Annotated in this window: 17 protein-coding genes; 11 read left to right on the top strand and 6 right to left on the bottom strand. The window is 43.7% G+C overall.

The genetic code is table 11. The annotated features are described in order from the left end of the window. Positions 1 to 24: 24 nt before the first annotated feature. From ACLI1A_RS17550 to clpX, 9 genes are all read left to right on the top strand, one after another. Positions 25 to 966 carry a cyanophycinase gene (locus ACLI1A_RS17550; protein ID WP_411409993.1) on the top strand — a complete coding sequence of 314 codons (942 nt, stop codon included), beginning with the start codon at positions 25 to 27 and terminating at the stop codon, positions 964 to 966. Between the two features lie 210 nt (positions 967 to 1,176). Next, the gene (locus ACLI1A_RS17545) at positions 1,177 to 2,019 is read left to right on the top strand and encodes an isoaspartyl peptidase/L-asparaginase (RefSeq protein ID WP_411409992.1); all 843 of its coding nucleotides are present in this window, start codon (positions 1,177 to 1,179) and stop codon (positions 2,017 to 2,019) included. 153 nt (positions 2,020 to 2,172) lie between these two features. Then, positions 2,173 to 3,729, top strand: a complete 1,557-nt coding sequence (locus ACLI1A_RS17540) for an NAD(P)/FAD-dependent oxidoreductase (RefSeq protein ID WP_411409991.1) — start codon at positions 2,173 to 2,175, stop codon at positions 3,727 to 3,729. Between the two features lie 162 nt (positions 3,730 to 3,891). Beyond that, positions 3,892 to 4,245, top strand: coding sequence for a phage holin family protein (locus ACLI1A_RS17535; protein WP_411409990.1), 354 nt, complete (start codon positions 3,892 to 3,894; stop codon positions 4,243 to 4,245). A 170-nt stretch (positions 4,246 to 4,415) separates the two neighbouring features. Beyond that, positions 4,416 to 5,222 carry an SDR family oxidoreductase gene (locus ACLI1A_RS17530; RefSeq protein WP_411409989.1) on the top strand — a complete coding sequence of 269 codons (807 nt, stop codon included), beginning with the start codon at positions 4,416 to 4,418 and terminating at the stop codon, positions 5,220 to 5,222. A 52-nt stretch (positions 5,223 to 5,274) separates the two neighbouring features. Then, on the top strand, positions 5,275 to 6,186 hold the full coding sequence (locus ACLI1A_RS17525) for a helix-turn-helix domain-containing protein (protein ID WP_411409988.1): 912 nt from the start codon (positions 5,275 to 5,277) through the stop codon (positions 6,184 to 6,186). Positions 6,187 to 6,471: 285 nt separating this feature from the next. After that, positions 6,472 to 7,797 carry a trigger factor gene (gene tig / locus ACLI1A_RS17520; protein ID WP_411409987.1) on the top strand — a complete coding sequence of 442 codons (1,326 nt, stop codon included), beginning with the start codon at positions 6,472 to 6,474 and terminating at the stop codon, positions 7,795 to 7,797. A 91-nt stretch (positions 7,798 to 7,888) separates the two neighbouring features. Beyond that, positions 7,889 to 8,566, top strand: a complete 678-nt coding sequence (gene clpP / locus ACLI1A_RS17515; protein WP_411409986.1) for an ATP-dependent Clp endopeptidase proteolytic subunit ClpP — start codon at positions 7,889 to 7,891, stop codon at positions 8,564 to 8,566. Positions 8,567 to 8,623: 57 nt separating this feature from the next. Continuing rightward, a complete protein-coding gene (gene clpX, locus ACLI1A_RS17510) occupies positions 8,624 to 9,856 on the top strand; it encodes an ATP-dependent Clp protease ATP-binding subunit ClpX (RefSeq protein WP_411409985.1) in 1,233 nt (410 codons plus the stop codon). Positions 9,857 to 10,053: 197 nt separating this feature from the next. Here the strand turns inward: clpX and ACLI1A_RS17505 are convergent, their stop codons facing one another. Beyond that, the gene (locus ACLI1A_RS17505; RefSeq protein WP_411409984.1) at positions 10,054 to 12,873 is read right to left on the bottom strand and encodes an AsmA family protein; all 2,820 of its coding nucleotides are present in this window, start codon (positions 12,871 to 12,873) and stop codon (positions 10,054 to 10,056) included. A gap of 215 nt (positions 12,874 to 13,088) precedes the next feature. Between ACLI1A_RS17505 and ACLI1A_RS17500 the strand changes: the two genes are divergently transcribed. Further along, a complete protein-coding gene (locus ACLI1A_RS17500; protein WP_411409983.1) occupies positions 13,089 to 15,170 on the top strand; it encodes a M3 family metallopeptidase in 2,082 nt (693 codons plus the stop codon). 63 nt (positions 15,171 to 15,233) lie between these two features. Here the strand turns inward: ACLI1A_RS17500 and ACLI1A_RS17495 are convergent, their stop codons facing one another. The 5 genes from ACLI1A_RS17495 to ACLI1A_RS17475 all read right to left on the bottom strand — a co-directional run bounded on the left by ACLI1A_RS17495 (position 15,234) and on the right by ACLI1A_RS17475 (position 18,264). Beyond that, entirely contained in the window at positions 15,234 to 15,659 is a 426-nt protein-coding gene (locus ACLI1A_RS17495) for an arsenate reductase ArsC (protein WP_411409982.1), read from the bottom strand. Positions 15,660 to 15,750: 91 nt separating this feature from the next. Beyond that, positions 15,751 to 16,173: an arsenate reductase ArsC gene (locus tag ACLI1A_RS17490; RefSeq protein WP_411409981.1), complete on the bottom strand. Its 423-nt coding sequence runs from the start codon at positions 16,171 to 16,173 to the stop codon at positions 15,751 to 15,753. A gap of 136 nt (positions 16,174 to 16,309) precedes the next feature. Next, entirely contained in the window at positions 16,310 to 16,777 is a 468-nt protein-coding gene (locus tag ACLI1A_RS17485) for a DUF6428 family protein (RefSeq protein ID WP_411409980.1), read from the bottom strand. An 11-nt stretch (positions 16,778 to 16,788) separates the two neighbouring features. Continuing rightward, positions 16,789 to 17,121, bottom strand: coding sequence for an ArsR/SmtB family transcription factor (locus tag ACLI1A_RS17480; RefSeq protein WP_411409979.1), 333 nt, complete (start codon positions 17,119 to 17,121; stop codon positions 16,789 to 16,791). Between the two features lie 240 nt (positions 17,122 to 17,361). Beyond that, positions 17,362 to 18,264 carry a NifU family protein gene (locus tag ACLI1A_RS17475; RefSeq protein ID WP_411409978.1) on the bottom strand — a complete coding sequence of 301 codons (903 nt, stop codon included), beginning with the start codon at positions 18,262 to 18,264 and terminating at the stop codon, positions 17,362 to 17,364. A 265-nt stretch (positions 18,265 to 18,529) separates the two neighbouring features. On the opposite strand from ACLI1A_RS17475, the gene ACLI1A_RS17470 reads away from it, so the two are divergent. After that, on the top strand, positions 18,530 to 24,745 hold a 6,216-nt coding region (locus tag ACLI1A_RS17470; RefSeq protein WP_411409977.1), incomplete at its 3' end, for a choice-of-anchor L domain-containing protein.

Below are 24,745 nucleotides of genomic sequence, written 5' to 3'. Positions count from 1 at the left end.
GCATTTTAACGTATTTTTGCACCTATGAACAATGTAAAGGGAAAATTAATAATTATAGGCGGTGCAGTTGATAAAGGCAGCTTCACTGAGGTGTCATTTGACCAAAACGTTGCCAACAACCTGAACTTTTTTGAAACCGGCATCATGAAACGCATCATCAGCGAATCAAAGCATGGTGAGCAGAGCCGATTAGAAATAATCACCACAGCATCGGTTATACCGCGTGAGGTAGGTCCGGAGTATATTAAGGCGTTTGCTTACCTTAACGCTCATAATGTAGGGGTGCTGTATATAGAAAAACGCGAACAGGCACACGACCCCGAAGTGTTAGAGCGCCTGCGTAATGCCGATGTGGTTATGTTTACCGGCGGCGACCAGCTGCGACTTACGTCTATACTTGGCGGTACCGAGTTTCATGATATTCTTTTAGATAAGTTTAAAAACGAAGATTTTATATACGCGGGTACCAGCGCAGGTGCTGCGGCAGCCAGTAACAACATGATTTACCAGGGCAGCAGCAGCGAAGCATTGCTTAAAGGCGAGGTGAAAATTACCAGTGGGCTGGGCCTGATACAGGATGTAATTATCGATACACACTTTGTGCAGCGCGGGCGTATAGGAAGGCTGTTTCAAACCGTGGTGGGTAACCCGCGTACCATAGGCATAGGCCTGGGTGAAGATACCGGCCTGCTTATTACCGGAAACGGACGTATGGAAGCTATAGGTTCAGGGCTTGTGATTATTGTAGACGGACGCCAGATTAAAGATACTAACCTTACGCAGGTAGAACTGGGTAAACCTATAAGCATAAACAACCTGGTGGTACACGTAATGAGTATGTACGATACCTACGACCTGCACACGCATCAAATGGAGATCCGTAATTCGCAGTACTCTATTCCGCTTATGGCAGAACAGGACAGCGACGATGCCGACCCTAAGGTAAGTGCGGACGATAGGGAGTAATTTTCTATTTTGAATTTTTTATTTTAAATTTTGAATTGAGCTTCACTCATTCGTGCTATGTCGTTTTGGGGTGAAACGAAGCAATATCATAAAAGGTTTATTTTGAATTATAAATTATAAATGGGGCGCAAAGCGTTGCAAAGTTTTAATCCTTTGCAACACTTTGCGCCTTCTTTGTGTAGTTTTGTAAAGTACCTATAAAACAGTAAAATGAAGATAATCATTCACGGTGGTTTTTTCAGTGAATCATCAACCGACCTGAAAACGAAAACAGCCAAGCAGGAAGCGCTAACGGCTATTGTGAAACAATCATATGAATACCTGAAAACGCATACCGCTACCGAAACCGTGGTGTATGCCGTAAGCCTGCTGGAAGATGATGTATTGTTTAATGCAGGTACTGGTTCGCAAATACAAAGCGACGGACAGATACGTATGAGTGCTGCCCTTATGGATGGTACTACTCAGAAAATGAGTGGTGTAATTAACATTCAGGATGTGAAAAACCCGATACAGGTAGCTGAACAGCTGATGCCTTATGATGACCGTGTTTTGGGTGGTGAAGGTGCAACTGCCTTTGCCCGTAAAAACGGTTTTGCCGAATATAGTACAGAAACTCCTGAACGCCGTGCCGAGTTTGAAAAGAAACTTGCCGCTACCGGTACAGGTACTGTGGGCTGTGTAGCACTGGATGCCAATGGCAAAATTGCGGTGGCTACTTCTACCGGGGGTAAAGGCTTTGAAATGGTAGGTCGTATATCAGACTCTGCTACCGTAGCGGGTAATTATGCCAATGCTTTTTGTGGCATAAGCTGCACAGGGGTAGGCGAGGATATAGTAAGCAATGCTACGGCTGCAAAAATTGTTACCCGCGTTACCGATGGTATGCCCATATGCGATGCCTTTGATAAAACTTTTGAAGAGCTAAAGCCTTATGACGGTTTTGCCGGAGCTATAGGGATTGATGCTCGGGGTAAAATTTGCCATAGGGACTCACACCCCAGCATGGTATTTGCCAGTTTTGACGGTGACAATGTTGAGGTGTTTGGGTAAGACTTCTTAGATTTTTGGACTTGTTGGATAATTAGATTTTTGGAGTGATTAGGTGAAACAGAAGGAATCTTTTATAGCTGTTAAGGATTAGTATTGTTTTTTCCAACAACTAACAACCGGCAACCATCAACCAAAAATAACTAACTTTGCGCCATGCCAAGAGAACTACAATTTCAGGTGGCGCCGGAGGTGGCTGCACAAATGCCTTTGCTTACAAATTATGTGGCAAAGCTGATGCACGTGAGCCCTGGCGACATTAAGCACATAGCCATACTAAAGCGCAGTATCGATGCGCGCCAGCGTGCCATTAAGGTAAACCTTAAAGTGGCGGTATACCACAATGAGGAATACCACGAAACCACCATGCCCCTACCTGATTACAAAGATGTAAGCAATGCCCGCGAGGTTATTGTAGTAGGTGCGGGCCCGGCAGGTTTGTTTGCCGCACTGCAACTAATAGAGCTTGGCTTAAAACCCATAGTACTGGAACGTGGTAAAGACGTGCAGGAACGCCGCCGCGACCTTAAGGCTATCAACCGCGACCATATAGTAAACGGCGAAAGCAACTACTGCTACGGCGAAGGTGGTGCCGGTACGTATAGCGACGGTAAGCTGTATACCCGCAGTAAAAAACGCGGCGATGTAGATCGTATACTGCAATTGTTTGTCGCCTTTGGAGCCTCGCCGGAGATACTGGTGGAGGCGCATCCGCACATAGGTACAAACAAGCTGCCGAAGATTATCAAAGCCATGCGCGAAAAGGTGATTGAGTTTGGTGGGCAGGTGCTTTTTAATACCAAGGTTGTAGACATCCTTGTAAAAAACAGCGAGGTTGACGGCGTGGTGACCCAAAACGGCGACACCATACATGCAAGGCAACTCATCCTTGCTACAGGCCACTCGGCGCGTGATATTTTTGAATTACTTCACAGAAAAGAAATATTTATTGAGGCTAAGCCTTTTGCACTGGGCGTTCGTGCTGAGCACCCACAAAAGCTTATAGATAGTGTACAATACAGTTGCGATTACAACCAGGGGCGCGGCGAGTTTCTGCCACCAGCCGCTTATGCCATTGTTAAGCAGGTAAACGGACGCGGTATGTACTCGTTCTGTATGTGTCCGGGCGGGGTTATCGCCCCGTGTGCCACCAGTCCCGGTGAGGTGGTAACTAACGGATGGAGTCCCAGTAAGCGCGACCAGGATACGGCAAACAGTGGTATCGTGGTAGAGCTGCGCCTTGAGGATTTTGCCCCGTTTGCTAAATTTGGCCCACTTGCAGGTATGGAATTCCAAAAGGCAATAGAGCAACAGGCATGGCGTGTGGCAGGGGAAACGCAACGTGTACCTGCGCAGCGTATGGTTGATTTTTCGCAAAACAAACTTTCGGTAGATATTCCTAAAACATCGTATGTGCCGGGAACCACTTCGGTGGAGTTAGGACAGGTGTTTCCGGGTTTTTTAACCCAAACCATGCGCGAGGGCTTCCGTGAATTTGGCAAATCGATGAAAGGTTATTTTACCAATGAAGCCATACTGCACGCGCCGGAATCACGTACGTCGTCTCCGGTACGTATACCACGTGATGCCGAAACATTACAACACCTTCATATAAAAGGACTTTACCCTTGCGGCGAGGGCGCAGGCTATGCCGGCGGTATTATCTCTGCGGCTATAGACGGAGAAAAGTGTGCGCTGAAATGCGCGGAATAGATAGGCTGGATTATTGGATTGTTAGAAAGTTAGATTGTTGGATTTTTTAGGTTTTAGATGCTGGAGCTATTGGCGGTTAAATTCGTTTAATTAGTGTAATTCGTGGCAAGAAAACAACTCTTTGCGTGTTTTTTCGTACCTTTATACTAATCAAAACACCCTATGAAAACACTTATCAATATCTTTTTTACAACCATATTTGTACTGGTACTGGCGCATTACCTGCCGGGTATTTATGTAAAGGACACATATACGGCGCTAATAGTGGCGGTGGTGCTTGGCCTGCTGAATATTTTCGTTAAGCCTGTACTGGTATTCTTTACGTTTCCGGCTACCATATTCACGCTTGGGCTATTCCTGTTGGTTATTAATGCTGTAATCGTGCTCATTTGCGATTATCTTGTAAAAGGTTTTGATGTAGCCAACTTCTGGAACGCACTGCTGTTTAGCTTGGTCCTTTCGTTTGGGCAGGCGCTTATTTCAAGTCTTACCGATGATAAGAAAGAGAAAAGGTAGGCTGCCAAATAGAGGAATCATAATTTATAACTTAAAATTGGGATAAAGATGCTCTTTGGTCAGGTCTTATAAAATGAACCAAACCCAATATGGATACAACCTTCACCGTTACAGATACTTTTTAATTATTAACCCGCCTGAAATTTGCTTCATTATTAATACACAGAAAAATGAAGAAGACAATTTTTATTACGGGGGCATCATCAGGTTTGGGTAAAGCTACTGCAAAACTGTTTCATGAAAAAGGTTGGAATGTAGTTGCTACCATGCGTAGCCCTGAGAAAGAGACTGAATTAAATACATTAGAGAATGTAACCCTCCTGCCACTTGACGTTACGAATCTGCAACAGATTAAGGACACTGTGGCTAAGGCCATATCATTACACAGTATTGATGTTGTGTTTAATAACGCAGGCTATGGCCTTATGGGGGCTTTGGAAGCCCTTACAGAAGAGCAGATCTTACAGCAACTCAATACTAATTTTTTGGGGGTAATCAGAATAACCCAGGCGTTTATTCCGTACTTTAGGGAAAAGAAAAGTGGCCTGTTTATCAGTACTACCTCAATGGGCGGTTTCCTTACCTTTCCGCTGCACAGCCTTTATCATGCCACTAAATTTGCCTTAGAAGGCTGGTCTGAAGGAATGTCTTTTGAGCTTAACCTACACAACATAGGTATAAAAACGGTAGCTCCGGGCGGTATAATCACCGATTTTATAACGCGTTCGTTAGATAAGAGCTTGCATCCTGAATATGCTGAACTGGAACATAAACTTTTCGGCATTGTTGATGCCATGATGAATACCGGGGCTAAACCCGAGGAAATTGCAGCTATAGTATATGAGGCCGCTACCGATGGTAAAGACCAAATACGCTATGTAGCAGGAGCAGATGCCAATGCCATGTATCAAAGGCGGCTTGAAATAGGTAATGAAGCGTTCCGGAAAGAAATAAGGCAACAGATTTTAGGTAATTAAAACTTTTATCCGGGCTGCATAAGTTTGCTGCCCGGATTCAATAATGTGAAATATGATTACAATAAATTCCATCACCGAATTTCATAGGTTGGTTGGGCTTGCAGATCCATTACACCCTCTGATAAGCATTTTTAAGGTTTCAGATATGCAGTTTGAAAATACTGAAATATGGAGACAGTTCAGTTTTAATTTCTATTGTATTTCGCTAAAGAAAGGTGTGGAAAGCAAGGTCAAATACGGCAGGCAATATTATGACTATGATAAAGGGGTAATGACGTTCATTGCGCCCAGGCAAGTACAATCACTAGATATTCCACATAATGAGATATTGAGTAATATTGCGGGCGACGGATATACACTTTTAATTCATCCGGATTTACTATACACCTATCCTCTTGCTGAGAATATAAGGCATTATGGCTTTTTCGCTTATGAGGTAAATGAAGCATTGCATCTTTCAGAAAAAGAGGAACGGTATATTGTAGATATTTTCGATAAAATAAGCGAAGAATGCATCCATATAGACCGCACTACACAGGATATCATAATAGCACAGACGGAGCTGCTGCTTAACTACAGTAAACGTTTTTATGAACGCCAGTTTATTACACGAAAACCTGTAAACCATGATATGGTAGCCAAGCTGGAAAGAATCCTGAACCATTATTTTGATTCTGAAGATGTTATTAATGATGGTTTGCCTACAGTTGAATTCCTGGCAGAAAAGCTATGCCTTTCGCCGCACTATCTGAGCGATATGCTGCGTACCCAGACCGGGAAAAATGCTCAACAGCACATACAGGATAAAATTGTAGAAAAAGCCAAAGAGTACTTAACTCTAACGAGTATGTCTGTTTCGGAAATAGCTTATAAACTGGGATTTGGATATCCTCAGTCATTTAACAAAATGTTTAAAAGAAACGTGTCATTATCGCCTTTGGAGTTCAGACAGTCTTTTAATTAAGTGAACCGGTCAAATGTAGCAACTCCAAACTCACTGTGATACAACTTTTGCAGTTTAGCATCTTTGCCAGGAATTCTTACCAAAAGATTTCTAAAGGCCGCGTTGTGTTGCGTAATTCCGGCTTTCAAGAGATGAACAGCTTTCCCAAGCTTAAAATAAACCCGAAAAATATCAAAAAAATGGTGCTTTTGCAGTGTTGACATTCAATACTTTAAAAAGTGTTGTTTGCAAAATAAAAATGCACTAATTTTGCCACCCATTATTTGAAACAAAATATTTTCACAGATGAACATTACTAAAGCGCAGGTAGATGCACTTAATGCTGTTGTTACAGTGGCCATTACCAAAGAAGATTATAAGCCGAAAGTAGATAAAGTACTTCAGGACTACAGGAAAAATGCTAATATTCCCGGCTTCAGGAAAGGTGCTGTGCCTATGAGCCTTATCGAAAAACAATACGGCAAAGCCATATTGCTTGATGAGGTAAACAAGCTGCTTCAGACTTCACTGAACGACTATCTTGTAGAAGAAAAACTAGACATACTGGGTAACCCACTTCCTAAAGTTACGGAAGATTTCAACTGGGATGCCGACGATTATTCATTTGAATTTGAACTTGGTCTTGCTCCACAGTTCTCAGTAGACCTTGCTGCTAAAAACAAAGTGGTTAAGTATGACATCGTTGCCGATGATAAAATGCTTGACGAGCAGGTAGAGCGTATCCAGAAGCAATTTGGTAAACTAATCGCTAAAGATACTGTAGAAGAAGGTGATGATATTGCCGGTACTTTTACAAACGAAGAAAAAGGTATAAATAACCGTACTACAATTTCTACTGACGTATTCAAGACTAAGAAAGACGGTAAAAAATTCATTGGTAAAAAAGCCGGTGATGTAGTTACTCTTTCTACTAAAGGTCTTTTTGATGACGACCACAAACTTATGGACTACCTTAAAGTAGGTCATGACGATGTACACGGTCTTGATATTGAGGTTAACTTTACTATTGAAGAAGTAAACACTCACGAAAAAGCGGAACTTAACCAGGAGCTTTTTGATAAGCTGTTTGGCGAAGGTGTAGTTACTTCTGTTGAGGATCTTAAAGCTAAAATTAAAGAGGATGCTGAGCAACAATTTGCACAACAGGCTGACCAGAAATTCCTTAACGACGTTACTGAGTCTCTTATAGAGAATACTTCGTTTGAACTTCCGGCTGAATTCCTTGTAAAATGGCTTCAGACTGCAGGCGAAAAACAACTTACTGCTGAAGAGGCAGAAGAAGAGTACAAAAAATCTGAAAACGGCCTGCGTTACCAACTTATAGAAGGTAAAGTAATTACTGAAAACGGCCTTCAGATTACGTTTGACGACCTTAAAGCTTATGCAGGTAAGGTTATTAAACAACAAATGGCTCAGTTTGGTCACCTTAACCCAAGCGACGAAGAAATAGACAGCATTGCTGCCCGTGTACTTACTAACCAGGATGAGGTTAAGAGGCTTAGCGAGCAGGTTATGAACGAAAAAATGCTGAACCTGTTTAAAGAAAAAGTAAAATACAAAACCAAAGAAGTTACATATCAGGACTTTATCAAGGTAATGTACGGAGAATAAAATCTCGTAAAAAATGAGTATATTTGAACGTCGGCTTTACACAAGCCGGCGTTTTTATATTTAAATAACCACAAAAAGAAAGTATCAGACTATGGACTTTGGTAAAGAATTTAAAAAATACGCCACAAAACACCATGGCGTAAATAATTTATATTACGATAAACTGGTAACGCGCGTTACCCCAACTAACCTTACGCCGTACATCATGGAAGAGCGTTCTATGAATGTAACGCAACTGGACGTGTTTTCACGCCTTATGATGGACAGGATTATTTTCCTGGGCACAGGTATAGACGACCAGGTGGCAAACATAGTACAGGCGCAGCTGCTGTTCCTGGAAAGTGCCGATGCTAACAAGGACATCCAGATTTATATTAACTCTCCGGGTGGTAGCGTGTATGCAGGACTTGGCATGTACGACACTATGCAGTACATTCGCCCTGACGTGGCTACAATATGTACCGGTATGGCTGCCTCTATGGGTGCAGTATTACTGTGTGCCGGTGCCGACGGAAAGCGTAGCGCACTACCGCACAGCCGTGTAATGATTCACCAGCCATCGGGTGGTGCATCGGGTGTAGCTACAGATATGGAAATAAACCTTAAAGAAATGCTGAAGCTTAAAGAGGAGCTGTACAATATTATAGCAAACCACTCTAAGCAGCCGTATGACAAGGTGTATAAAGACAGCGAGCGTGACTACTGGATGAAGGCTGATGAGGCTAAAGAATACGGTATGATCGACGAAGTTTTAAGAAGAGAAAAATAAAACAGTCACAGTCGCAGTTTACATATAAAATGAAAACTGCGACTGAAAACTAATAAAATGGCAAAAGAAATTTTAGAATGTTCGTTCTGCGGCAGAAAGAAGCCGGAAACCAACCTGCTTATTGCAGGTATTAGCGCCCATATATGCGACAGGTGTATAGAACAGGCGCACGGCATAGTGCTGGAGGAACTTAAGCAGAGCGGATCGGTATCATTAGCGGGTGAACTGGAACTGAAAAAGCCGAAAGAAATCCGTGCTTTCTTAGACCAGTATGTTATTGGCCAAGATCAAACCAAAAAGGTGCTTTCTGTAGCGGTATACAACCACTACAAAAGGTTGCTGCAACAGCAGGGTGAAGATGAAGTGGAAATAGAAAAAAGCAACATCCTTATGGTGGGCCAAACCGGTACGGGTAAAACCCTGGTGGCAAAAACCATAGCCCGTATGCTTAATGTACCGCTTACCATAGTAGACGCTACCGTACTTACCGAAGCCGGTTATGTAGGTGAAGACGTGGAGAGCATCCTTACACGACTGTTACAGGCTGCTGATTATGATGTAAAGAAAGCCGAGCGCGGCATAGTGTTTATTGATGAAATAGACAAGATAGCCCGTAAGAGCGATAACCCGTCTATAACCCGCGACGTAAGTGGCGAAGGTGTACAACAGGCGTTGCTGAAGCTGCTGGAAGGTACTGTGGTAAACGTTCCGCCTAAGGGTGGGCGCAAGCACCCCGACCAGAAGTTTATAGAGGTAAATACACATAATATACTGTTCATAGCCGGTGGTGCTTTTGATGGTATAGAGCGTATTATCTCTAAAAGGCTAAACCGCCAGGCGGTGGGTTACAGCACCTCTAAAAACACAGACAACATAGACCAGGATAACCTGCTACAGTATATTATCCCAAAAGACGTGAAGGATTTCGGGCTTATCCCGGAAATTATTGGGCGTCTTCCGGTGCTTACGCACATGGATCCGCTGGATAAGGAAACCCTGCGCGCAATACTTACCGAGCCTAAGAACGCCCTTGTAAAACAGTACGTAAAACTGTTTGAAATGGACGATGTAGAGCTTAGCGTAAGTAACGATGCACTGGATTATATTGTAGACAAGGCACTGGAGTACAAGTTGGGTGCGCGTGGCCTTCGTTCGTTATGCGAAGCCATACTTACCGAAGCCATGTACGAACTACCGGGCAGCGACGAGCGCGAACTTCACATAGACCGCGAATACGTGGAGCACCACCTGAACAAAACCCTGCTTAAGAGGTTGAAAGCAGCTTCGTAGTATGTGGATTTGTTGATGTACGGATTTGTTAATTCGTACAGAAAGACGCAATATTTCAATTGTACATAAAAATAAAACCCGCATTTCGCGGGTTTTTGTTTTATAAAATGAGCTTTAATCTCAAATTCTGTTTTGGTTTGTGATTCATATAACTCCATACTATCAAATAAACGAATTGACAAATCCACAATTAACGACTACTTCGCCTTCTTAACCTTTTCTTCCCGCACTACGGTATTGGTTTTTTCGTTATAAATAGCTTCATCTATGGTTTTTCCGGTTTTGCTGAATACCTTAATCTTAGGGTCGTTGTGCGTGCCGGTTACCGTTACCGGAACACCGATAAGCCCCATAGGTGGCAGCCCTACGCGTATGCGCAAATCAAGCAGGCCGTTAAAGCTGGTAGTACCTTTTATTGTAGGACGGAACAACGATACCTTAAACGTAAACGGATCTATGTGTATCAGATTGTTGTCTATGTGGCTTTTTATGGTAATGCCCTCAAACGAAGGGTTATTCAGTCCATCCTGACCGGTTTTCTTACTTAAGGCGCCAAACATTTTCAGTCCCTGCACTTTTATATCGCGAAGGTTGATAATCCCATCGCCCTGTAGCGACTCGTATATGGGGCCCATATTACCGTTCAGGTCGCCTTTTACAGTATAGTCTATGGATATGATGCCTTCTGCTTTACTTGCGGCAGTAGCCATTTCGCGGAACATGGGTATTTCATTATACGCCCGCTTTACACTAAAATCTTTGGCGGTAAAATGAGCATCGAAGTTGGCCGCAAGCGCTGACTCATCATCATAGCGGGCATCAATACCCACCTTGCAACCTATAATCTCAAAGTTAGCGCCCTGCAGGTACATCTGTCCTTTGCTTATGCCGGTCTTGCCTTTCAGGTTTTGTATCAGCAGGCCGTTATACTCCACCTTTTCCGCATTGGCACTAAGCCATACATCCAGGTTTTTCGGTACGGCTACTACGCCGCTCATTTTAGGGTTTTCTTCTTTGGCGTATACTACGGCTGTTTTTCGGTCTTCGTTTTCACCGTCTTTAAGCGACATGAATTCGTCTATGTTAATCAGTTTTGAGTTCAGGTTAAACTCGCCATGCAGTGTGCCTTTCTGCTCTATGAAATAGTTTATGGTATTCAGCAGGTAGCCGTTCAGGGCAAAGTCGCTTTTACCGTAATTGGCGGCAAACTTCTCAAACCACATTTTCTCATTCTGGAAGCGGAACAACCCTTCGTTTATAAAAAACGCTTTCGGGAACAGTTCACTTGTGGTTTTTATATGCTTTAGCAGCAGTGTGCCTTTGTTGTCCAGCTTGCTGTACTGGCCGGTAGTGGCATAGCTCTGGCGGCCTTTAAGGCTCAGGTCGGCTTTGGCGTAACCGGTAACGTCCATGCCTTTTTGTTTAAATACCTGGTATATGCGGCCTACGTTCAGTTCGCCTTTTATGCGGGCATTGTACAGCACATCGGTAAGGTCTTCTATGCTGGCGTTTACAAAAACAGGATTTCCTTCAAACACAAAGCTGGCGGGCGTTATGGCTACTTTTAAGTCCTGGTAAGTACCTTTAGGGTTGTCTACTGTGGCTACAAATGTAATGTCTTTTATGGGGTTAGGGTAGTGGGTGGTTTTCAGCCATCCGTCTTTTAGTATAATATTCCCTTTGGTTTTTGGCAATAGTTTTTTATCGGCATTAAAAAAGCCGTTGGCTACCAGCTCAGCTCTTAGCGTGCCTTTCAGGTCTACATCGGGCAGGCCCAGTGCGGCATCCAGTTCGGCAAGGTCCAGTGCACTTTTTACATCGGCTCTTACAGCAATATTCTCAAAGCCTTTAGTGTTTACCCTTGCCCTGAAGAATCCTTTTTCCCCCACTTTAAAATCGAATGCCTTTACGTCGGCAGCCAGGCGCTTTATGTCTAATGAAGGCAGCATGGCGGCAAGGTCTATGTTCAGGTCTTCAACCGATGCAGGTGCATCTTTGTATTCTATAGCACCGTTATCTACCTTAAGCGATACGCCCAGGTCGGGTTTTTTGCCTACCGCTGCGTTGTAGCGCCCTTTAAAGGTGAAATGCAGGTCGGCATCACCTTGTATTTTAGTGTTCTCCATCCAGGTAAGGTAAGGCGGTGGCAGTACGCTAAACAGGTCTTCCAGGGTAGTGTTTTTACTGGCGGCATCTATACCTATGTTATAGCCATCGCGCAGAATGGTAAAGAATCCCGTAAATTCAAGAGGGAGTTTATTAATCCGCAATTCGTTTTTTTCAAGGATAAACGAAAGTGCATTAGTGTTAATACGGGTTATCAGGTCAGCATGTACCTGTTTGCGTTCCAGGTAAGGCACACGATCGTAGTAGAGGTCTATAGAGTCTATATTTGCATCCGTTTCCAGGTCAAATACTTCTTCACTCAGTCCGCCTTTGCCCAGGTAGTTAAAGCCGTGCGCATCTACCAGTATCTTAGCCGATCGGTCGTTGTATACTATGTGGCAGTTTTCGAATTTTACTTTGTCCAGCTGTATGGCAGTGCCCTCTTCGGGGTCATTTGCTGTTTTAGGTTCATTTTTATCTTCCTTGTCTGGGCTTTTGTACACGTTATAGTTGGCAGCACCCTTGGTGCTTATCTGCACGTTTATATAGGCGTTGTCTACATATATTTCATCTACTTTTACCGTGTTGTCAAATATCAGGCGTTGCAGGTTAATGCCGCACGATATTTCCTTTGCCTTTACAAGGGTATCATTGCTGTACGGTGCCGACCCCATGAGTGACACATCTTCCATAGAAACGGTAAGCGACGGGAAGTGCGTAAAAAACGACAGCCGCGTATGCTTGAAGTCGAGTTTTGAAACCAGGCTTTTGTTGGCCAGTTTGCGTACTTCCGATTCAATTTTTCCGGGAAACAACACCGGTAGTAAAAAAAGCAGCAACAGTAAGGCTGCTATGCTGATGCCCGCCCACTTCAGGGTTTTAAGGGCAATTTTTTTTATGTTGATTTTCATGGCTTTCCTTCTTTTTGTGTAATAAAGTTAGGTTTTTCTTGTTAAGGGGATTTAGGGTTTAACGCGCCTTTAATAATTTCCAAAGGCATTTAAACGTATTTTGCAATAAAAAGAAAAGCCTTACAAACTTGTATTTGCCCGCAATAGCTAATATCTTTACTATGATGACCGCCTTACGAAAAACATTGATTGTACTAACACTAACCGGAACATTTATGTCCTGTAATAAAGAAAACAAAGCCGGCACCATAGGTGACGACAATCCATTGCTGGCTACCTGGGATACCCCTTATGGCGTGCCTCCCTTTAATCTTATAAAAAACGAACACTATAAGCCTGCCCTATTGGAGGCCATACGCCTGCACGATAGCGAAATAGCCGGTATAGCAGCAAGCCACGAAACGGCAAGTTTTAAAAACACCATACTTGCACTGGAGGAAAGCGGGCAGTTGCTGAATCGTATTTACACGGTATTCAATAACCTGAACAGTGCCGAAACCAACGCAGAGTTGCAACAGATAGCCCAGGAGATAGCGCCGGAGATTACTAAGCATAACGACAACATTTACCTGAACGATAAGTTGTTTGAACGCGTGAAATATATTTGGGATAACCAGATAGACATGCACCTGAGAGCCGAGGATGCAAAGCTGCTGGAACGTAAGTACAAAGCTTTTGTAAGGAACGGTGCCGGGTTGCCTGCCGATAAAAAGGAACGCCTGCGTAAGATTAACGAAGAGCTGGCGGTAATATCGCTGAAGTTTGGAGATAATGTGCTGGCTGATACTAACAGCTACGAGCTGGTTATAGATAATAAAGAAGACCTTGTGGGATTACCACAGAGCATAATAACCGCTGCCGCCGAAGATGCCAAGGCGCATGATAAAGAAGGAAGGTGGGTATTTACCCTGCAAAATGCAAGTGTAATGCCGTTCCTGCAATATGCCGATAACCGCAAGCTGCGCAAGGAAATATGGGAGGCGTACCAAAACCGCGGCAACAATGGCGACAGCCACGATAACCGTATTAATATAGTACAGCTGGCCAACCTGCGTATGGAGCGCGCGCAGATACTGGGGTATGAAAGCCATGCCCACTATGTGCTGGAAGAACGTATGGCGCAGACTCCCGAAAAGGTATATGCCCTGCTGGATGAAATATGGGCTCCTGCATTGGCGAAAGCCAAAACCGAAGAAGCTGATATACTGAAGCTTATGCAGGCTGATAAAATTGAAGGGCCTGTAATGCCGTATGACTGGCGCTACTATACCGAGAAGATACGCCAACAACGCTACAGCCTGGATGAGCAGGAACTGAAACCTTATTTTGGGCTGGAGGCTGTGCGAAACGGCATTTTTATGGTGTGCGATAAGCTGTACGGACTTAAGTTTAAACAAGTGCAGGATGTGCCCGTATATCATAAGGATGTTACAGCGTGGGAAGTACATGATAATGATGATAAGCTGCTGGGGCTGCTATATATGGATTTCTTTCCGAGGGAAGGGAAGAAGGGTGGTGCCTGGATGACCAGCTACCGTAAACAGAAAAGGACTGATGGAAAACGTACAGCGCCCATTATATCTATAGTGTGCAACTTTACCAAGCCTACTGCGACCGAGCCATCGTTGCTTACCTTTGATGAGGCGAGTACGTTTTTTCATGAATTTGGGCATGCGCTGCACGGGCTGCTGAGCAATGTTACTTACGAAAGCCTTTCGGGTACGAGTGTGCCAACGGATTTTGTGGAGCTGCCGTCGCAGATTATGGAAAACTGGGCATCGGATCCTGAGGTGCTTAAGCTGTATGCTAAACATTACAAAACCGGTGCGATACTGCCCGATGCGCTAATAGAGAAAATGCAGAATGCCGGAACGTTTGACCAGGGGTTTGCTACGGTAGAATATTTGGCGGCTGCCTACCTGGATATGGACTACCATGCCCGTACTGAACCCATAAACCAAAACGTGGTACCTTTTGAGCAGCAGGCTATGGAAAAGATAGGGCTTATAAGCAGTATTATTCCGCGTTACCGCAGTACCTACTACAACCATATTTTTAGTGGAGGCTACAGTGCCGGCTACTATAGCTATATATGGAGCGGTGTGCTGGATACCGATGCTTTTGAGGCTTTTAAGGAAAAATCTGTTTTTGATAAAAATACCGCTACCTCATTCAGGAAAAATATACTGGAGCGTGGCTACACAGGTAACCCTGTCGATATGTACAGGGCGTTTCGCGGTGCCGACCCAAGTATAGTACCATTGCTTAAAAAGCGTGGGCTGTATGAAGAAAAGTAAAACCGGTGTTACTCGGTAATACAAAAAAAGACCGAAACTTAGTTCCGGTCTTTTTTGTACTATTTAGCAGGCTATATGCGTTGCCATAAAATCCTCGGCAACGGTTTTTATTTCATTCCGTACTTTTCTGAAGGCTTCGGTTATTTCTTCATCCGTGCCTGTTATAGCCAAAGGGTCGGCAAATTCGAAGTGGAATTTCTCTACATACTTCGGGTATGCCGGGCAACTCTCGTCGGTATCGCATACCGTGATTAGGTAATCAAACGTAATGTTGTTGTATTCGTCTACATTATTACAGGTATGATCGCGAAGGTCTATTCCTGCTTCTGCCATTACTTCTATGGCTTTTGGGTGGATGCCTTTGGCTTCCATTCCTGCACTGTAAATATTGGCTGCCCCACAGGCGTAGAATTTAAAAAATCCCTCAGCCATTTGGCTGCGACAGCTGTTACCTCCACATAAAATCAAAATATTTTTCATTATATCCATTGCTCAAGCTGTTTTTTAGCTGCGCAATATAGTAAAAAGCCAATCCCTTAAACAGTGTATAGGGTGTTTTTTTGTAACAAAAAGTTAAAAATTAATTAATGTACTGTTCTATGAATCCTTCCATGTAGTCTTTAATCATAAGTCTTACCCTGCGGAATTCTTCTGTGATTTCCTCTTCTGTACCTGTGGCTTTTGCGGGGTCGGGGAAGTTGTGGTGGAATTTTTCCGCCTGTGTAAGGAAGAAAGGGCAATGTTCTTTTGCATTGTCGCACACGGTAATAACATAGTCAAATGGCACCGATGTGTACTCGTCTACATTGTTGCTGGTGTGGCTGCTAATGTCTATACCGTCTTCTGCCATAATAGAAATGGCTTTAGGGTTTACACCGTGGGTTTCTACCCCTGCGCTATAAATGTTAGCCTTACTGCCTGCAAAATAGTCAAGATAACCATGGGCAATCTGGCTGCGGCAACTGTTGCCGGTACACAATACTAAAATGTTTTTCTTTTCCATTGTTTATACGAATAACCAAATAATGTTTATGATACAAAACTTCGGGTCGAACCCGAAGATCAGTTGCAATACAGCCACCGATAATGTAATGATGGCAAACTTGCGGTAGCGCTTACGTTTTTCGGCAGCTTCCATATTAGCAGCATCCCGAACCCGGCGTGCACGACGACTGCGCCTGTAGTTCGCTTAGTTTAAGTTTAGGTTTTGCTGCCGGTATACCGCACTGGTCTGTGGCCAGGCAGGCTGTTTGTTTAGAGGTAAGCACAAGGCTGCTGCCGTTGTATGTAAGGCCGTATTTGCCTATTGTTGCAGCCTGGTATTCTACTTCTATTTCGCCGTCTTTCAAGCCCAGTTTTTCTTCAGATAGGTTAATGATGTTAAGTAGTTTTACCGGTGCCAGGCGGTGGTCTGTATCGGTAGAGCTCCACAACTGAAAGTTAACGGCATATTCTGTCCTTATGGTGCCGCCGCAATCTATAAAGTGTTTGTTTACAGCACCCACTTCGGTTACGTGAAAATGGGCAGGTACGGCAGTGCCGTCTTCCAGGCTGAATGATACATCATTAAGCCCTGCCAGTATGGTTTTAAGTTCTGAAAGTTTCATGATCTATATATTTAGCAACAATTGTTATTATTACATTCCAGTGTAGCAGCCATATTGCCGAAATAGGCTTTAAGTAATGCTACTGCTTCTTCGTCTATACAGTAACAAATAGAAGTTCCCTCTACGCTACCCTTAATAATACCTGCATTTTTTAGTTCTTTAAGGTGCTGCGATACGGTAGGTTGTGCCAGGGGCAACTCGTTTACTATATCTCCGCATATACAGGTGTTTACCTTAAGCAGGTATTCTATTATTGCCACACGTGCCGGATGCCCCAGAGCCTTTAGCATGGTGGCAAGTTGGTTTTGTGCGTCGGTAAAATGTTCGGTTTTCGAGATCCCCATAATATGGCTTCATTATTATATTGCAATATTACGATAAAAGAATATAGCAGCAAAAGTTTATTCGTTAATTCGGTTATTTGGTTATTCGTGTGGAGGGTCAGATTGGTTTGTAAAAGAAAAGACCGCACGCTGGCGGTCTTTATTGTTTTATCAGATTGCTTTGTTACGCAATGACGGGGTATTCTAAATTTTGAATTGAAGCTTCAAATTGACAAATAACCGCATCACCGAATAACCCGGTTACGCATTAATAGCTTCTACTTTAATGTCGTTATCATTCAGCATGTCTTTTAGCATGTTTTCTATACCGCTTTTCAGGGTAAAGGTGCTGCTTGGGCATCCGCTGCATGCGCCTTGCAGTATTACCTTTACGCGTTTGTCGGCCTCGTCATAGCTTTCAAAGGCTATGTTGCCACCGTCGCCCTGTACGGCAGGTTTTACGTATTCTTCGAGGATGTTGATAATGCGTTGCGACGTAGTGTCCAGGTTGTCAAAGTAGGCTTCCTGTTGTTTTTCTGCCTGAGGCGTTTGCTGTATCAGCGATTCGTCTATAACCGTGTTTCCTTCTTCAATAAACTTGCGGATAAAGGCACGTATTTCGGCTGTAACATCATTCCATTCTGCTACAGCGTATTTTGTTACAGAAACATAGTTTTCGTCTAAAAATACTTCTTTTACAAACGGGAACTTAAACAGTTCGCGTGCCAGTGGAGACGGTGTGGTTTCGTCTATGTTTTTAAACTCGGCTACGGTTTTAGTCAGCAGCTTGTTGCTAACAAACTTCATTACGGCCGGGTTTGGCGTAGTTTCCACATATATGGTAACCGGTAGTTTTTTCTTCACTTCTTCGGTCACTTCTTTTACAATTTCGCCGCCGTTGTTTACAAAGCTCTCTATTTGTTCGGCTACGGCATCTTTAACGTCTTCCCATTCTACAATGCTGTAACGTTCTATGGCTACAAAGTTGCCCGAAATGTATACGCTTTTTACAAATGGCAGGTAAAACAGCTGTTTAGCCAGTGGGCTGTTAGCGGTTTCGTCTATATTTTTAAACTCGTAGTTACCGTATTTTGCTATAAAGTCGCTAAACTCAAATTTTATAATGGCAGGGTTTTGAGTGGCCCTTATGGTTATTTTTTCCATGGGAATTAAATTTAAGACAAAATTACGATAAAAAAAGTTTAAAAAAGGGGTAGGGTATAGTGTGTTAAGACTGTTACACATTTACGGACGCCTATGTTATTAAATCATATCTTGGAATTTAACATTATAATATCAACTTTGTTATTTTTTCGAATTTAGCATTGACAGTATTAACTAATATTTATATTTGAGGGTTTATAAGATAACATTTTGTTAAGTTTTTTTAGAAAACCAATTTAAAATACCTGAATAAAAAATTAGCTATATGAGGAAAACTCTACTCTCTGCCTTATTATTGCTGTTTACCGTTATAGGGATGTATGCCCAGCCGAATGTTGTTGTGTACAGTAACAACAGCACCATGTCTTATGATGACGGCGAGGTAAATACCTATGTGTTTACAGTAACCAATACCGGAACCGCTGCGGCAACAAATGTTGTGGTGTCTTACCCTATTCCTGCGGGAATAACTGCACCACCGGCTGCACCATTTGCTTCTGTGGAGGTTTTTACTTGGAGTGGTAACAGTGCTACCGGTACAAACGTAGCACTGAATAATACCATAGCCAACCTTGCCGTAAACCAAACGGTAACGTATACGGTAAATATTTATGTGCCGCACAACTATGCCAATTTGCTGGCGCTGCCTACGGTTACCTATGCTACCTACAGTGACATAGAAATAGTAAATACTAATAACCAAACCGAATATACCCCGGGAAGTACGGTAACCTACACGGTAACCGTAACAAATAATGGTCCGCAGGCTACTACAACAGGGGTTTTGGTGAGCAATGCCATTCCGGCGGGAGTTACGGGCTTTACCTGGAGTAACAGTAACGGACAAACGGGTACTACTGCTATAGCTAATAACAATACTGGGATACTTGATGTAAACGAAACTGTTACCTATACCATATCGTTTACTGTACCGGCAACTTATACCGGCAACCTTGTAGATACGGTAACATATACTGCTAACGTAACAGACCCTGTGCCGGGCTGCACACAATGTGTGGATACTGATACAAGTGTAAATGAGAATATTGCTGATATAGTTATTGTTAATACTGATAGTGCTACCACCTATACACCGGGTGGTACTGCCGTTTATAATGTTGTCGTAACAAATACCGGTCCCGGTACCGCACAGTATGTAAGCATTACTGAGGCTGTACCTGCGGGTATTACCAACATGAGCTGGTACGGTAATAACAATGCCGGTACGGGTGCGCTGAATAATGTTATAGTATCGCTTGCTAATGGCGAAACGGTAACATATACAGTAGAGATGCAAATACCTGTTACATTTACCGGAAACCTTACCAGTACGGTAGCAGTTGCCTCCTCTACATCTACAGATCCAGACACTACCTGTTTAGGTTGTACCGATATAGATGCTGCACCTGTTGTTGCAGACCTTGAAATAACAAATACTGATGGTCAGGATACGTTCCTGCCGGGTAATACATTAACCTATACACTTGCTGTTACTAACAACGGCCCTTCGGCTGCTACGGGAGTAGTGGTTACTTATCCTGCTCCTGCCGGTACTACCATTACAGGCTGGTCTAACAGTGCCGGCACTACCGGTACGGGTAACATAGCCGATGCTCTGGGAGGTATTGCTGTAGGCCAAACGGTAACCTATACAGTTACAGTAGCTGTACCTGTGGGCTATACAGGTTCGTCTGTTGTAGCTGCTGCCGGTGTAACTTCTACTACGGTAGACCCAACACCTACATGTACAGCGTGTGCTGATGTAGATACGTTGCTAACAGGTGCCGACCTTGTAGTAACCAATACCGACGGGCAAACTACTTTTGCACCCGGCGATACACTTACTTATACCCTTACTGTTACAAATAATGGTCCGGACGAAGCTACCGGTGTTGTGGTAAATTACCCTGCGCCTGCGGGTACAACCATTACTGGTTGGACAAACAGTGCTGCTGCAACCGGTACAGGAGATATTGCTGATGCTCTGGGAACCATTGCTGTAGGACAAACAGTAACCTATACTATTACAGTAGCAGTACCTCTTACCTACACAGATCTTGCAGTAGTGGCTAACGCTGATGTTACCTCGGCTACTACAGATCCGGTGCCGGGCTGTACTGCTTGTACCGATACAGATTACGGAACAGTGGGTGCCGACCTTGTGGTAACCAATACCGATGGTCAGGATACCTTTGAGCCGGGTGATGTGCTTACCTATACGCTTACGTTAACCAATAACGGCCCTCAGGATGCTACCGCTGTTGTAGTGGCTTATCCATCGCCTGCCGGAACCACTATTACAGGCTGGACTAGCAGTGAAGGTGCTACAGGTACAGGGGCTGTTGCAGATAACCTGCTTACACTTACCGTGGGGCAAACAGTAACTTATACAGTTACGGTACAGGTGCCTGCAGGTTATACAGATACTACTGTTGTGGCAACTCCATCGGTTACCGCTGCTACGGCAGATCCGGTGCCGGGCTGCGCAGCATGTACCGATACTGATACACTGGAATATTCTCAGGCTGATGTTGTAACTACGGTTACCGATAACACGGCCACTTATATAAACGGAAACACCAATACTTACACAGTTACCGTAACTAATAACGGTCCGGGTACGGCTACTAATGTACAGGTTGCGGCTGCTGTGCCTGCGCTGGTACCTTACGTGAGCTGGACGGGTTCTAACGGTACTTCGGGTACAGGCGCTTTATCAGATGTGATAGCTTCTCTTCCTAATGGCAGTACTGTAACGTATACCGTGCAGCTACAGGCTCCTGATGATTATTACGGAACCATTACATACCAGGTAAATACTTCGTCTGATAATGATCCGGATCCTTCGTGTACTGCTTGTTCGGACACCGATACAAACCAGTTTAATCCTGCCGATATAGATATTACACTGGTAGACGATAACATAGAAATATATACACAGGGCGGTACTTCTACTTACACAGTAGAGGTAACTAATGTAGGGCCGTCTGTGGCTACAGATTTTATGGTGAATGTACCGCTGCCTGCCGGTGCTACAAACTTTACGTGGAGCGCTACTGATGGCAGTTCGGGTACAGGTGCCATTAACGAAAACCTTGGCGATGTACTTCCGGGTACGGTAGTTACGTATACCATTGTTGCTAACATTAGCGCTTCGGCTACGGGTGCTATAACACTTGCTCCGCAAATTTCTACATCGTCTTATGATGTTGAGCCGGGCTATACAGACGGAACTGATACCGACTACGGTACATCTTCGGCAGATATTGTAACAACCATTACTATACCTAATGCTACCTATACAGCGGGTACTAATGCTGTGTATACCGTAACGGTAACAAACAATGGCCCCGATGCTGCGCAAAACGTAGCAATAAGCAATACGGTTCCTACGGGCTTTACTGCTGCCCAGGTTACCTGGACCGGCAATGATACAACTGGTACAGGAACCCTGACAGATACTATAGGCCTTTTATTGCCGGGTGAAACCGTAACCTATACATACAGCATAGCTGTGCCGTCTGGCTACGACCAGTCGGCAAGTATTGTTAATGCTGTGGCGGTAACATCAACTACGCCTGATCCTAACCCTGAGTGTACCACCTGTAGCGCACTGGCTACACCGGCGCCTCAGGCTGATCTTATTACGGTTAAAACAGACAACCAAACCACCTATGTTACAGAAGACGCCGAGTTTAACGGCGCGCTTACATACTATATTACAATAACAAATGCGGGTCCGAGTGATGCGTACAACGTACAGGTTACAGATAATAAGCCGTACAATATTGTACAAATGACCTGGAGCGGTAATGATACCGGAGGTATCAGTAACATGAGCGATACCATTGATGTTATTCCTGCCGGTGAAAGCGTAACCTATGAGGTTACCATCATTGTGCCAACCGGATATAATACTACAGTGGGTACGCTTACTAATGTTGTTTCGGTAACATCGGGTACGCCGGATCCTAACCCTGCATGTCTGCAGTGTACAGATGTAGATACCCCTGCGCCAAAATATGTTACAGTTACTAAAAACCAGTACACCGTACAGCAGCTTGTAGAAGATGTACTTATAGATACAGACTGTGTTACCATACAAAACATAACCTATTCTGCAGGTTCGGTAACCGGTAACTTTGGTATTGGCTATTTTGAAGCAAACAACTCTACTTTCCCTATACAGAATGGTATCGTTATCCGTTGTGGTAACGCGCTTGCTACGGCCGGTCCTTATTCTGAGGCGAATATCAGTACAACAGGTTCGGGTGTTACCGATGCTAACCTTCAGACAGTAAACAATGCAAATGGTCAAACAGGCCCTATACAGGATGCCAGTTATATTCAGTTTGAATTCATTCCGGTATCAAACCATATGAGCTTCGATTTCCTTTTTGCGTCAAATGAGTATGGTACTTTTCAGTGCGGTTATAGCGATGTTTTTGCATTCCTGCTGTCCGACCTTACAAATACCAGTTTGATGACTAATAATAATATTGCACTTATTCCGGGTACATCTACTCCGGTATCTGTAACCAATATTAGAAACAACCTTTATAATGCAGGTTGTGGTTCTGTAAACGCAAGCTTCTTTGGCGTGTTTAATGCCCAAAATGCGACTACCCAGGCTAATGCTGCTATAAGCATGCGTGGGCAAACCGTAAAAATGACAGCTGAATCTGATGTAATAGCGGGTCATACTTATAAAATCAAACTGGCGATAGGTGACTATAGTGATTCGCTTTATGACTCTGCTGTATTCCTTGAGGCTGGTAGTTTTGATATAGGCCAGCCGGAGCTTCCTACCGACCTTACCTTTGCTAACGCAGCGGCACTTTGTTATGGTGAAACCTATGATGTTATTGCAAACGTTGCAAATGAAAACATGCTTGTAAAATGGCAGAAAGACGGCCAGTGGATTTATAACACAGATGGTTCTTTCTACCAGGAACAAACCTATACCGTTACTGAGGCAGGTACGTATACCATATTAGGATACCTTGCCGGTAACCCTGATTGTTTTATTACCGATGATATCATTGTTAACTATTATGACCCGATACTTTCGGGCGACCCTGTAACATTAGTTACTTGTGGCGACCCTGCCGGTACTGCTGTTTTCAATCTTGAAGACAACCTTGAGGCTTTAGAGTCGGGCATGATAGACCCTTCGCTTATTACCCTGTATTACTATGACAACCTTAGCGATGTACAAAATAACGAACCTTCGCTGTTTGGTATTAATAACTACCAGGGTACAGATAACCAGATTATCTACGTGGTACTTGAAGATTATGAAACAGGTTGCCGTACAATGAAGCAGTTTACCCTGGATATTATGGCGTGCGATGTGCCGCTGTCTCCTATAGGGCCAATTGTAATTTGTGAGCCTGCGCCGTATGATAGTACAGAAACAGTAGATCTTACACAGTTTAATGATACATTGCTGAACCAGATTTCGGATACGTCTTTATATACGGTTTCATATCACGAAAACCAGGGTGACGCTAACAGTAACAGTAACCCTATTGGTAACCCGCAAACGTACACCGCTACTAACGAAACAGTGTACATAAGGGTACAAAACAACGAGTATACTTATGTGTATAATACACAACCGCTACAAATTATAATAAACCCTCAGCCTGCTCTTGAGCCAATCAATGATGTTTCGGCTTGTGACAGCTATACGCTGCCTCCGCTTACCGAAGGTGAATACCGTAATGCTTCGGGCGGTGCAGGCGATGTTATCCCTGTGGGTACTGCACTTACGGCTACACAAACAGTATACGTGTACGAAGTTACAGGTACTGTTCCTTATACATGTACTTATGAGCAGAGTTTTGTTGTAAATATTTATCCTACTCCTGATGCTGATAACCTTCCGGATGTAGAGGTTTGTGATAGCTACATTTTACCTGTTCTTACTGTGGGTAGTTACTACTCAGGGGCTAATGGAACCGGAACGCAATTTGCTGCAGGTGATAGTATAGATACTACCCAACTGATATATATATACGCAACAAGTGGTGACGCTAACGTAACCTGTACTGATGAGACTTCGTTTACCGTTACGGTTAACTATGCTCCTGTACTTGCTGCGGTAACTCCGCTTGAGGCTTGTGACGATGTAACTAATAACGGTGTTGAAATATTCAACCTGACTCCTGCGGGAGCACAGGCGGTGAATGGCTCTACCGCTTATACATTAACCTACTATACTACGCTGGCTGCAGCCCAGGTAGGTGGTGTAGGCGGACAAATTACCGATCCTACTGCTTATGAAGGCTCGGGTACTGTGTATGTAAGGGTTAAAGAAACCGCTACAACTACTGATTGTTATTCTGTAGCAGCTATACAACTTATCGTCCACCCGAAACCGGATGTACTACCGGTATCGGATTACATACTGTGTGATGATACAGCTCCTGCATTAGACGGCATCGAAACCTTTGACTTGACAACCAAAAATACAGAA

The organism is Flavobacterium sp. RHBU_3 (genome assembly GCF_046613565.1).
Taxonomy (GTDB): domain Bacteria; phylum Bacteroidota; class Bacteroidia; order Flavobacteriales; family Flavobacteriaceae; genus Flavobacterium.
The sequence above is the reverse complement of the archived record's forward strand: the minus strand, read 5'-3'. Positions and strand labels throughout refer to the sequence as shown.